At 55.0% G+C, this 11,320-nt stretch carries 9 protein-coding genes; 4 read left to right on the forward strand and 5 right to left on the reverse strand.

The genetic code is table 11. The features are described 5' to 3' along the window. The first annotated feature begins 100 nt into the window (after nt 1-100). On the forward strand, nt 101-712 hold the full coding sequence (gene emtA, locus JTI98_RS14160) for a membrane-bound lytic murein transglycosylase EmtA (protein WP_042318553.1): 612 nt from the start codon (nt 101-103) through the stop codon (nt 710-712). Here emtA and JTI98_RS14165 read toward each other — a convergent pair whose 3' ends face one another. Beyond that, complete coding sequence (locus JTI98_RS14165; protein ID WP_043000448.1) at nt 713-1,447, reverse strand: flagellar brake protein; 735 nt, start codon at nt 1,445-1,447, stop codon at nt 713-715. Nucleotides 1,448-1,650: 203 nt separating this feature from the next. Between JTI98_RS14165 and JTI98_RS14170 the strand changes: the two genes are divergently transcribed. Both JTI98_RS14170 and JTI98_RS14175 read left to right on the forward strand, forming a co-directional pair. Next, the gene (locus tag JTI98_RS14170; RefSeq protein ID WP_043000449.1) at nt 1,651-1,905 is read left to right on the forward strand and encodes a GlsB/YeaQ/YmgE family stress response membrane protein; all 255 of its coding nucleotides are present in this window, start codon (nt 1,651-1,653) and stop codon (nt 1,903-1,905) included. A gap of 122 nt (nt 1,906-2,027) precedes the next feature. After that, a complete protein-coding gene (locus JTI98_RS14175; RefSeq protein ID WP_216081399.1) occupies nt 2,028-4,139 on the forward strand; it encodes a TonB-dependent siderophore receptor in 2,112 nt (703 codons plus the stop codon). Between the two features lie 53 nt (nt 4,140-4,192). Here JTI98_RS14175 and JTI98_RS14180 read toward each other — a convergent pair whose 3' ends face one another. The 4 genes from JTI98_RS14180 to dhaK all read right to left on the reverse strand — a co-directional run bounded on the left by JTI98_RS14180 (nt 4,193) and on the right by dhaK (nt 9,159). Then, nucleotides 4,193-5,899 (reverse strand): alpha,alpha-trehalase, encoded by a 1,707-nt coding sequence (locus JTI98_RS14180; RefSeq protein ID WP_043000451.1) that lies wholly within the window; start codon nt 5,897-5,899, stop codon nt 4,193-4,195. Between the two features lie 102 nt (nt 5,900-6,001). After that, nucleotides 6,002-7,435 carry a dihydroxyacetone kinase phosphoryl donor subunit DhaM gene (gene dhaM / locus JTI98_RS14185; RefSeq protein WP_216081400.1) on the reverse strand — a complete coding sequence of 478 codons (1,434 nt, stop codon included), beginning with the start codon at nt 7,433-7,435 and terminating at the stop codon, nt 6,002-6,004. Between the two features lie 10 nt (nt 7,436-7,445). Next, nucleotides 7,446-8,078, reverse strand: a complete 633-nt coding sequence (dhaL, locus tag JTI98_RS14190; protein ID WP_216081401.1) for a dihydroxyacetone kinase subunit DhaL — start codon at nt 8,076-8,078, stop codon at nt 7,446-7,448. 10 nt (nt 8,079-8,088) lie between these two features. After that, nucleotides 8,089-9,159 (reverse strand): dihydroxyacetone kinase subunit DhaK, encoded by a 1,071-nt coding sequence (gene dhaK, locus JTI98_RS14195; RefSeq protein ID WP_043000454.1) that lies wholly within the window; start codon nt 9,157-9,159, stop codon nt 8,089-8,091. Nucleotides 9,160-9,399: 240 nt separating this feature from the next. On the opposite strand from dhaK, the gene dhaR reads away from it, so the two are divergent. Next, nucleotides 9,400-11,304, forward strand: coding sequence for a dihydroxyacetone kinase operon transcriptional regulator DhaR (gene dhaR / locus JTI98_RS14200; protein ID WP_216082252.1), 1,905 nt, complete (start codon nt 9,400-9,402; stop codon nt 11,302-11,304). Nucleotides 11,305-11,320 lie beyond the last annotated feature (16 nt).

Below are 11,320 nucleotides of genomic sequence, written 5' to 3' on the forward strand. Positions count from 1 at the left end.
TGCCGCTTATAGTAGAACGTTTTGCCGGAGGGTGCTTTGCTTATCCGGTTTATAACGGTGGTTTTAGTAACAAAGCGTTCCGGCGATAAGGACAGAAGACGTGAAATTGAGATGGTTTGCTTTTTTAATTGTGCTGCTTGCAGGCTGTAGTTCAAAACAAGATTATAAAAATCCCCCGTGGAACGCGGAAGTGCCGGTAAAACGTGCCATGCAATGGATGCCGATCAGCGAAAAAGCCGGTGCGGCGTGGGGCGTTAGCCCACAATTGATTACGGCGATTATCGCCATTGAGTCAGGCGGGAATCCCAATGCGGTCAGCAAATCGAATGCGATAGGGTTGATGCAATTAAAAGCGTCAACTTCAGGACGCGATGTCTATCGTCGGATGGGCTGGAGCGGCGAGCCTACGACCAGTGAACTGAAAAACCCGGAACGGAATATCTCAATGGGCGCTGCCTACCTGAGTATTCTGGAGACCGGCCCGCTCGCCGGCATTGAGGATCCACAGGTGATGCAGTACGCGCTGGTCGTCTCCTACGCTAACGGCGCAGGCGCACTGCTACGCACGTTCTCTTCCGACCGGAAAAAGGCAATTAACAAAATCAACGATCTCAGCGCTGATGAGTTCGTTGAACACGTCGCGGATAATCATCCTGCGCCTCAGGCGCCGCGCTACATCTATAAATTGCAGCGCGCGCTGGATGCGATGTAATTAGTCGCGCACTTTATTTGATTTTTCGCGCGCTTCACGCTCAAGGGAAAAGATAATCCGCTGAAGTTCCCGCTCCACCGCCGGGCCGACGTTGAGAAAACGAAAGCTCAGGCGGGGAGTGGAAATGGTCTCATTTTTGCCGTCAATCACTTTGCGTTCGGTGACGGAAATCAGCTGTGCGTCAAAGTGAAACATCCCCCATTCCCCCATATCCAACGCCACCTGCGAAAAACGCATCCCTTCGGTGAGACCTGACGGTTTCGGGCCTTCCAGCAGAGCACCCATTCCACCGAGGGAAAGATCGTACAGACGAAAACGTAGGGTGCTGTTATCCGGCATCTGTGCCGTACAACCGTAGGGAGGATGGAGCGGCGCGCAGATGCGGAAGTATTCCCGTCTTTGCACAAACCACAGCGCCGGAGGGAGCGGGGTGATAAAGGCGGGAAGCTGCTGATACTCACCGCTCTGCAACTGCTCAAGAGTAAACTCGACCTTCGCGCCCTGGGTTTCGGCGGTAAAGGTAATATTGCGCGCTTTTTGCACGGCGAGATTTTCTTTTTGCTGACTGCCAAAATCCATCACCAGCCTTTCGGCCGAGACGTCAAGGATCTTGCTGATGAATTGTCCGCCGGACCAGGAGACGCGCAAAGGCACCTGGTTGCTGTTTAAGTCGCGAAGAACCCCCAACACCGCCAACGGATTTTGCTTCAGGAACTGCTCATTGTAATGACTCACGCGGAATGCCTCCTGGCTGCCTGACAGTCTATCGAACGGTTATCGGCAAGACGCAGGAGAACTTAATACAAACGCGTGATTTTTTTTACCAAAGACAAATAATTCAGCCTCGCGGAAACAACGGGGATCAAGGGGTTGCCTATACTTAACGGACAAGCGCAAGAAACGGTTGCGTGTGGTTTCCCTGAAAAGAGGGTCTGAACATGGGAATTATTGCCTGGATTGTATTTGGTTTGATTGCCGGTGTTATCGCCAAATTGATCATGCCGGGACGTGACGGCGGCGGATTCATCCTGACCTGTATACTCGGCATCGTCGGTGCTGTAGTGGGCGGATGGCTGGCGACCATGTTTGGTATTGGCGGCACGATCAGTGGTTTTAACCTTCACAGTTTCCTGGTCGCTGTGGTGGGCGCCATTGTGGTGCTGGTGGTATACCGGCTCGTACGCCGCGATTAATAACAATACGGCTCCTGCGGGAGCCGTGTTTTTAATGGTATTCCCCTTCAATTCCTCTCTTGATTTACCCATTGAAATGAGAATAATTGGCATTCCAATTTAAACTGATAATTATTCTCACTATGACAACTTCTTGTTTTCGACTTTGCGCGCTTTCTGGCTGTATCTCACTGGCTCTGACCACATTGACATATGCGGCGGACACCAACGAATCGACTATTGTCGTTTCAGCGACAGGTCAGGAGAGCCTGCTGCCTGCCTGGACTAACAGCGCCACCAAATCTGCTGTCCCGGAAAGTAAAACGCCGCAGGTGATTAATACCATTGATAATCACGAGATCGCGTTACGTCATGCGAATTCCGTCAACGAGATCCTGCGCTATGCGCCGGGGGTGTCGACAGAAATGCGCGGCAATACCTCCTACCTGAGCGAGTACAAGATTCGCGGTTTCTCTGTCGATCAGGAGTACTACAACGGCCTGCAGTTGCCGTACAACGTCACTGGCAACACCAAAGCACGTATCGACCCGCTGCTGGTGGAAAGCGTCGATATTCTGAAAGGGCCCGCCTCTGTGCTGTATGGCAGCGGTTCGCCAGGAGGACTGGTGAATATTCAGGGCAAAAAACCGCAGGCTGAACAAAAAACGGAGATCGGCTTTAATACCGGTACACGAAATCTGAAAGAAGGCTATCTGGATTCCACCGGCAAAATCAGCGACAGCGACTGGAATTACCGTCTGCTGGGCAAGGCGACGGAGGGCGACGATCAACCGCGCACCACCCGTTATGAAGACTATCTGTTGGCGCCCTCCATCACCTGGCAACCAGACAGCAAAACGCGCCTGACGCTGGATGCGCTGGTGCAAAATACACCATCGTTGTCGCCGTCAAACCCGTTACCCATTGCCTATTTGCGCTCGGGGTATGCCGATCGCCGTGATTACGCCGGTGATGAGTGGAGTGGCTTTAAGCAGCGTCAGTGGATGGTGGGTTATCATTTCGAACATGAATTTGACAGCGGTTGGGGATTCAGTCAGCGGGCGCGCTATTTTGATGTTGATACGCACCAGCGCAGCGTCTATTCAACCGGCAATGGTACAAACCCGGTCTGGATGCTGAACCGCTTTGCCTATACCACCGATGAAGATCTGAAAAGTTTCAACATTGACAACCAGGTAACGAAAACGGTCACGCTGGGCGACTGGCAGCACCATATTCTGGCCGGTTTTGATTATCAGAAACTCGACAGCCATTACTTCTACCGTTACGCCAGCGCCACGCCGGGAATCGACATGCGCGACCCGGATTTCCATCAGGTGCATACTGCCGATCTGGGGTTGTACACCGCACAGAAAAACCGCCTTTCTTATCAGCAAAATGGCTACTACTTGCAGGATCAGGTGGCGTTTGGCGGCTTAAATCTGTTGGCCAGTCTGCGTTACGACGACTATCGGTCAACGACGACCGACGCGCTGCAAAATGATGAGAAAACCTGGATCGCCCAGGACCGGGTGACCAAACGTTTTGGCGCGCTTTATGCCTTTGAAAACGGTATTTCACCGTTTATCAGTTATTCCGAAGGCTTCAAACCGATTTCACCGCAGGGCACGCTGACGTCAAAAGAGGTGAAGCCGACAACCAGCAAACAACTGGAAGGCGGGGTGAAATACCTGCTGGCTGATTACGCGACCACGCTGACGGCATCCGTGTTTAACATCCGTCAGAAGAATGTTCTTTCCGCCACGCCAACCTGGGATTATCGGCAGACCGGGGAGATCGAATCAAAAGGCGCGGAACTGTCGGTGATTAGCCGACCAGGTGACAACGTCACGTTGGTTGCCAACTACGCCTATACTCATGCGATCAATACTGAAGACGAAACATACGAAGGCAAACGCCCGACACAGGTGCCGGAGAATGCGTTTAATCTGTGGGGCGATTACACCTTCGATGCGACCATACTGCGCGGGCTAACAATGGGCGCAGGGGCGCGCTATACCGGGCCGATGGAAATTGCGCCGGATAACAAGAGCGGTAAGCTCGGAGGCACAACGCAGTACGATCTCGCCGTGTCATATCAGTTAGGCGAGGCGCTGCCTTCATTGCGCGGCGTGACGTTAAAAGCCAGCGCGCAGAATATCACCAACAAAGAAACCTTCAGTTGCTACGACAGCACCAATTGCTGGATTGGTCGTGATCGTACCGTTCAGGTCGGGGCAAGCTACCGTTTCTGATCGCGTGAAGCGAAAACCGGCCTGGTATTTCCAGGCCGGTCAGGCGTTGGCTATTACGGCGTTGCCTGTTTTTGTGTCGGTTCGGTGGAGGTCTGGCGAGTCACCGGACGTTTTTCCGGCACGTTGTCGCATGGATTTTCCTTCGGACAGATCAGATCGAGCATTTTCAGCGTGACGCCGTTGCTCCAGCCAAAACCATCCTGTAACGGATATTCACCGCCGCCACCGCCGGTTCCTGTGCTGCTGACGTCATATTTTTCCACCAGCTTTTGCTCGCGATTGTAGGTGTGCTGCACGTTGGTCAGAAAACGCCAGCTTACCTCCATTGCCACCTCACTCTGTCCATAGTTCTGTAAGCCCTCGGTGGCGACCCACTGCAACGGCGCCCAGCCGTTTGGCGCATCCCATTGCTGTCCGCTTTTCACCGAGGTGGTGGCAAGCCCGCCCGGCTGCAACAGATGTGCGCGAGTGGCCACGGCCATTTTGCTGGCGCGATCTTTCGAGGCCGCGTTGACATACAGTGGGAACAGGGCAGCAGCGGTCAGTTGATTACGCACCTGCTTGCTCTTCAGATCGTAATCCGCATACCAGCCTTCTTTGTCATTCCACAGGTAGTGCTCAATCGCTTTCTGTCTGGCGTTCGCCAGCGAATCGTACTGGCTGGCTTTTGCTTCATCCCCCGCGGCTTTGCTGGCGCGCGCGAGGATTTTTTCCATCTTGTACAGCAGCGCGTTAAGATCGACCGGAACGATGCTGGTGGTCCGCAGCGTGCCGAGCTGCTGTGGGTTATCCATCCAGCGCGAACTGAAATCCCAGCCGGATGCCGCCGCAGCGCGCAGATCGCGATAAATGTCGGTGGCCGGACGGTTTGGATTGCTTTTTGCCGTGGCGATATCCTCAACCCAGGATTCCGGTCGTGGCGTATCCCGCTCATCCCAGTAGCGGTTCAAAATGGTGCCATCATCCAGTTTCACCACCCGTTTGTTCTGTTGACCTGCCTGCAGCGTTTCGACACCTTCCATCCAGTAGAGATACTCTTTTTGCAGTTGCGGCAGGTATTTTTTCAGCGCGTCGTCGCCGTCATGCTGCGCCAGCAGTTCCACCATCAGGGAGAAGAAGGGGGGCTGGGAACGGCTCAGATAGTAGGTGCGGTTGCCGTTGGGGATATGACCGAAAGCATCAATCTCCCAGGCAAAGTTCGCCACCATATCGGCAATTTTGTCCCAGTGATCGCTTTCGGCAAGTCCCAACATGGTGAAGTAGCTGTCCCAGTAATAGACTTCCCGGAAGCGCCCGCCGGGTACCACGTAAGGTTCAGGCAGCGGCAGCAACGAATCCCATTTTCCCGCGCTTTCGGTAGAGCGTGTTAATACTGGCCACAGCCCGTCGATATGTTCGCGCAGCGATTGTCCTTCCGGCGGAACATATTTTTCTCCCTCTTTTGGCAACGTGAAGTTGACGCTCACAAAGTGGCGTAAATCGAAACTGGATTGATTTTTTTGCATCCGGTAATCCGCAAGGATCATCAGCGGATCGCTGTTTGGCACGGCATCAGCAAAGGTCTTTTGATCGGGGAACAGTCTGGCATTCTGCACATCGTTAAACAGCGGGCCGAGCAAAATATCCGGCGGTTGCGGCGGGGTAACCGGCATCTCTTCTGCGTGCACAGACAGTGAAGAGAAGGACAGAAGGGTGCCGGAAACCGCTAATTTTATGACCCACGACAGCGAACCAGACGTGCAAAAAGCAGGGGTATGCATTGATTCATCTCCTTAGTGCGTACCGAAAAACGGTATCTACCATGAGAAAATCGTAGTCCAGGATCGCCCCCGGCGCGTTGTTACCCTCCTTTTTTTGCGACGTTACAGGGTTTTCTTTTCCCTGACGACGCGATTTTGCGCCACATCAAGGGTCAACCGCTCACCCGTCTGCACATCGTCAAGTGCGTCGCCCTGCTGGCATATCCAGGCGATGCCCATCTCGCGGGCGATCAAGGCGCCATGCGCGAGCGGACTGCCTTCACGCAGGCAAATGCCTTTCACCACGTTCGGGTCGAATTCCGGCACCGTTGAGGGAAACAGATTGTCGGCGACCAGGATGACAGGCGCGGTGAAATCAGGCAACGTCAGCGGGCTTTGCAGCAAATGACGTAGCGTGCGATGCAGGAGATCGTCGATATCGATGTAGCGCGCCTGCAGATAGGCATCATCCAGTTGCCGATACTGCATGCTGAGGCTGCTCAGCACCTGCTGCCAGGCATATTCTGCCGTACAGTGTTCGCTACGCAGGATCCCGCAGGCGGTATCAAACAGCTCTGGATCGTCCAGCAACATATGGTGACCAGAGAAAATGGCCGCCAGGTCACCAGGCCAGTGTTCTTCCATGCGGGTGAGCAGCGTCATCAGATCGCGCAGGGTGAGATCCAGCGCGTTACGCAGTCGCGCCTGTTCTGCAACGGGACTGAGATCCGAGGCTTGTCGAACCGGCGGCAGCGTTGGGGTGTAACAGAACGCGCAGCCCGTGATCGCCTCCGTCGACGATGTGGTAATTGCGGCATCGTCCAGCGATTCACCAAAGTTCTCCGCAGCCAGTTGGCTAAATGCGGCGAGCGCGTCATCCGCCTGCGCTCCGCTTGCCAGCAAACGTATCGTGTCATTACAGCGAACCTGCAACAGCGATATCTGATTCAGGCTATCCGGCGTGACGCACTTGCCGTTTTTTTCCAGCAGCAGATCCGCGTCAAAGGCTGACAGCGTTGCCACAAGCCGGGACGCCGGACGAATGTGCAAACCGTTGGGGTTTTTGATCACCACGGACACTGATTTTGCCGCTGCGTCCGGTGTGCTAAAAACCGGAGTCATGCGGCGCTCATCAGCAGAAGAGGGTAAACCCAGTTGCTCGCGCTTAGCTTCAAGGGCGTTCGTCGCATCGGCGATGACCTTTTCGATATCCGCGCCCGCGGCGGCGCTCACCGTTGCAGCCAGCGTCCCTTCAACCAGTGGCGCGGCGCACAGTCGCACTTTCCCGGCAATGGTCGGGTCGAGAAGATCCAGCGCCGTTTCTGCACTGAGCAGAGCGCTGCCGATGTCCATCATCACCAGCACGTGGTCGGTATCAGCAACAGACTCGATCGCCTCCATCACTTTGATAGGGTCGGTACCGATGGGGTTTTGCGGATCGTCGATACCGGCGGCAACGGCGATTTTACAGTCGCCGCCCATTAACATCTGTTGCGCCAGTTCGCCCACCCCCTCACCGAGGCGGGCGCTGTGAGAGACTATCACCAGGTTTACCATCTTACTGTCCTTACTCTTTTGCTGCGGCTGCCAGCATCTGGATCATAAACATCACCGAGGTTGCGCCCGGATCCTGATGCCCGATGCTGCGCTCGCCCAGATAGCTGGCGCGACCTTTGCGGGCTTGCATCGTAATTGTGCTTTGCGCGGCAGCTTCAGCCTGAACGGCGGCGGCGTCCAGCGCGGCGGTGACGGAGAGGTTCTGTTCGCTCGACTGGCGCAGTGACTCCGCCACCGGCACCCAGACATCGCACATCGTTTTATCACCCGGCTCGGCTTTACCCCGGCTGATCACGCCATCGGCGCCTTCACGGATCATGTGACAGAGTTCATTAAGCGACAAACTCTGGTGCGCCTGAGTGACCTGCGCGGCGCGGATAAAAAAGGTGCCGAACAGCGGGCCGCTGGCTCCCCCGACGTTTGACAGCAGCGTCATCCCGGTATTTTTTAAAATGAACCCAATATCTTTATCCGCAATGGACGGTAATTTTTCGACCACTTTGCTAAAGCCGCGATGCATATTCAAACCGTGGTCGGCATCGCCAATCTCGCGATCCAGCCCGGTGAGATAATCACTCTCTTTGCTGAAAATCTCCCCGCAGCGATAAAGCCAACTCACAATTTGTTCTCTGTTCAGTGACATGACGCTCTCCTTAGTTGCCCCAGTTCAGGCCTGGGGTATGAACCGGTGCGTCCCAGAGTGCCAGCGTCTCGTCATCCACTTTTAACAGGGTGATGGAAAAGCCGGTCATATCCAGTGACGTACAGTACGAACCAATCAAATTACGTTCGATAACGATACCCGCCTGCTGGCAGCGTTCGTCGAGGCGGTTATAGACGCCATACAGTTCAGAAAGCGGCGTGGCGCCGAGGTTATTGACCAGCGCGATGACGCGATCGCCACGCTGCAAAGGCTGTTTGCCTTGCTTATCCTCCTGCCAGACGCCCTGAGCGGGATCCCAGTGGCGCAGCGTGCGGCTATAGGTGCCGTTTTCCAGCAGGGTATCGAACATCTCGTCAACGGTCTGATCGAGGGAGACGAAAGCGCGACGGTCGATGCCGGGCTCGCCGTGGATCCCGACGCCGAACTCCATTTCATTGTCGGCAAGGGTGAAAGAGGGCTGACCGGCGGCCGGAACCGTACAGGCAGCGAGGGCGATACCGATCGAATGGCCGTGATTATTAAGTTTACGGCCAAGTTCCGCACACGCTTCCAGGGAATCGCCGCGCTCTGCCGCCGCCCCGACCAGTTTTTCAATCAGCACGGTATTGGCGACGCCGCGTCGTCCGGCGGTATAGAGACTGTCTTTGACGGCCACGTCGTCATCCACCACCACAGTGGTGACTTTCACGCCACTTTCGTGCAGCAGTTCAGTGGCGGTTTCGAAGTTAAGAATATCGCCGGTGTAGTTTTTCACGATCAGCAGCACGCCTTCGCCGCCGTCAATCTGCATGGCGCATTCAAACATTTTGTCGGGCGTTGGGGAGGTAAAAATTTCGCCGGGGCAGGCACCAGACAGCATGCCCTGACCAATATAGCCGCAGTGCATGGGTTCATGCCCGCTGCCACCGCCGGAAAGCAGCGCGACTTTGCCCTGAACGGGGGCATCTGCACGGGTCACATACACCGGATCCTGATGCAGGGTCAGCGACGGGTGCGCTTTTGCGAGTCCAGCCAGTTGTTCACTCAGTACGTCTTCCACACGGTTAATCAGCTTTTTCATTCTCTTGCTCCGGGTCTTAGGCTCCAGGGGATCGATGGTGTACAACGCCACGGCGACCGCTCGCTGCCGATAACGTAATTGTGCCCCAGCGCGCGAAAAAGAAAATTCATCGATGTTATGTTCCAAAAGAGAACATTTATTTTGATGAATGTTCCATAACGGAACGTAAAAGCGGGAGATACCGCAGAATTGCGAGCGACCGCACCCTGAAATGAGGGAAAACAGACAGTGAATAACAGCGTGAACATAAGCGATGAATCGAATATCCCTGAATTTATTCGCGACTCGTGGCTACGCTGCGGCAAAATAATGCAGCGTGATTTCTGGGCGCAACCGCACCGGGCACAGGGACTGACGTTAGATTCGATTTGTCGGCGTAAGACGGCGATGCTCACGCTTGGACAGGCGGCGCTGGAGGACGCATGGGAATACATGGCGCCGCGAAAGTGTGCGCTGTTCATTCTGGATGAGAGTGCGTGTGTGCTGAGCCGCTGTGGCGATCCAAAAACGCTCGGGCAACTGGCGGAACTCGGTTTTGTCGACGGCACCTATTGTGCCGAAAGCATCATTGGCAGTTGTGCGCTGTCGCTGGCCTCTGTCGTAGGGCAACCGGTAAAAACGCTGCCCGATCACCATTTTAAACATGCGCTCGGTGCGTGGTGTTTTTGCTCAACGCCTGTTTTCGACAACCATGGACGCCTCTTAGGATCCATTGCGCTGGGCTGTCCGGCAGATCACGCATCGTCCGCCGATCTGCCATTAACCCTGGCGATTGCGCGTGAAGTGGGAAACTCGCTGCTCACCGACAGCCTGCTTGCCGAATCAAACCGTCATCTCAATCAACTGTACGGTTTGCTGGAGAGCATGGATGACGGCGTGATGACCTGGAACGCGCAGGGCAGTCTGCAATTCATCAATGCTCAGGCGGCACGGCTACTGCATCTTGATGTGACGGCTGCCCATGGCAAAAACCTCAATGAACTCCTGACGCTGCCCAGCCTGCTGGTGCGTGCGATCCGCCATCAGCGTCCGCTGCATCATGTTGAGGCGACATTTGAAAGCCAGCATCAGTTCGTTGATACCGTGATTACTCTCAAACCGATTGTCGAAACGCAGGGCACCAGTTTTATTCTGCTGCTGCATCCGGTGGAGAAGATGCGCCAGTTGATGACCAGTCAATTAGGTAAAGTGAGCCATACCTTCGCGCAAATGGCGCAGGACGATCCGCAGACCCAGCGTATCGTTCATCTTGGCCGTCAGGCGGCACGGGGCAGTTTTCCGGTGTTGTTATGCGGCGAAGAGGGCGTGGGTAAAGAGTTGCTGAGTCAGGCAATTCATAATGCCAGCGAACGGGCGGAAGGCCCGTATATTGCGGTGAACTGTCAGCTGTATGCCGATCAGGTACGGGATTTTATCGCCAGTACGGCGGATGACGACAGCGAAGGGCGGTTGAGTCGCCTGGAACTGGCGCACGGCGGTACGCTGTACCTGGAAAAAATTGAGTATCTGGCGCCAGAACTGCAGTCGGCGTTGTTACAGGTGATTAAACAAGGGGTGATCACTCGCCTGGACGCGCGGCGAGTGGTGCCAGTTGACGTGAAAGTGATTGCCGCCACAACGGTAGATCTGGCGCGGCTGGTGGAACAAAACCGCTTTAGCCGCCAGCTCTATTACGCGTTGCACGCCTTTGAAATAATGATTCCACCGCTGCGACAGCGGCGTAACAGCATTCCTTCGCTGGTGAATCACCGCCTGCGTCGCCTGGAAAAACGCTTTTCGACCCGCCTGTTTATGGATGACGATGTGCTGACTCCGCTGATTGCCTGCGACTGGCCGGGGAATGACTTCGAGCTCAACAGTGTCATTGAAAATACGGCGCTGAGAAGTGACAACGGGCGTATTCACCTGAACCATCTGCCAGAATATCTCTTTAACGAGCACCGTGCCTCAGAACCCGCGACCGATCGTTTCTCTGCCAGCGTCGCTTTCAGTGATATTGAGAAAGACGCCATTATTCACGCGGCAAGGGTGACCGGTGGGCGGATTCAGGAGATGGCCAGCCTGCTGAAAATTGGCCGCACCACCTTGTGGCGAAAAATGAAGCAATACAATATTAACGCCGCGCATTTTAAGTTGAGTCCCTGATAAGCGGGATTGGTGC

The sequence above is a fragment of the Citrobacter sp. MGH 55 genome (assembly GCF_016906145.1).
In the GTDB taxonomy this organism is placed as follows: Bacteria; Pseudomonadota; Gammaproteobacteria; order Enterobacterales; family Enterobacteriaceae; genus Citrobacter_A; species Citrobacter_A amalonaticus.

Coding starts and splice junctions, on each gene's coding strand:
- JTI98_RS14170 (WP_043000449.1), top strand. CDS start 1,651: ATGGGAATTATTGCCTGGATTGTATTTGGTTTGATTGCCGGTGTTATC.
- JTI98_RS14175 (WP_216081399.1), top strand. CDS start 2,028: ATGACAACTTCTTGTTTTCGACTTTGCGCGCTTTCTGGCTGTATCTCA.
- JTI98_RS14180 (WP_043000451.1), bottom strand. CDS start 5,899: ATGCATACCCCTGCTTTTTGCACGTCTGGTTCGCTGTCGTGGGTCATA.
- dhaM (WP_216081400.1), bottom strand. CDS start 7,435: ATGGTAAACCTGGTGATAGTCTCTCACAGCGCCCGCCTCGGTGAGGGG.
- dhaL (WP_216081401.1), bottom strand. CDS start 8,078: ATGTCACTGAACAGAGAACAAATTGTGAGTTGGCTTTATCGCTGCGGG.
- dhaK (WP_043000454.1), bottom strand. CDS start 9,159: ATGAAAAAGCTGATTAACCGTGTGGAAGACGTACTGAGTGAACAACTG.